The organism is Corynebacterium sp. HMSC034B08 (assembly GCF_001835805.1).
In the GTDB taxonomy this organism is placed as follows: domain Bacteria; phylum Actinomycetota; class Actinomycetes; order Mycobacteriales; family Mycobacteriaceae; genus Corynebacterium; species Corynebacterium coyleae.
In genome coordinates this window covers 1-586 of the sequence record NZ_KV825905.1, presented here as the reverse complement: position 1 = coordinate 586, position 586 = coordinate 1, and the positions used below count along the sequence as shown (strand labels likewise).

At 55.3% G+C, this 586-nt stretch carries 1 pseudogene; it reads left to right on the top strand.

Annotated elements, in window-relative coordinates:
- Positions 1-40: 40 nt before the first annotated feature.
- Positions 41-586 (top strand): annotated as a pseudogene (locus tag HMPREF2656_RS01750) (IS21 family transposase); the annotation flags it as partial.

Genomic DNA, 586 nt, shown 5'->3' with positions numbered 1-586 from the left:
TACGGCGACCTACCGGCCGAGGAAGCATTCAGGCTACCGGATGGTCACTGACCGCTACGCAGCGTTTGCCGACTACTACGGGGTCACGATTGTGCCGACAAGACCTGGCAGGCCACGCGACAAAGCGGCAGTAGAACGTGCTGTGAAAATCGCCTACACCAAAATACTCGGGTATTTCAGCGACGAGGTCTTCTACAATCTCGATGAACTCAATGAGGCAATCGCTGACCGGCTTGCCGATATCAACAGCGCAATGACACGGGCTGATGGCACAACACGGCGCATGCGCTTTGAGCAAGAAGAAGCACCAGTGATGCGCGATCTGCCGCCGACACCGTTTACGGAAGTGTCATACAAGCGGCTCAAAGTCGACCGTAATTGGCACATCACCTGTGACTACCAGTACTATTCTGTGCCATTTCAGCTGGTAGGAGAGGCAGTGACGGTCAGGCTCACCCCGCAACTGGTGAGCATCTTCAACGGTGATCAACTCGTTGCTGAACACACACGCCTTCACGGATTCAAATACCGGTACTCCACTGATCCCAACCATGGGCCAAGCAGCGATGACGAAGGCCACAAGGCG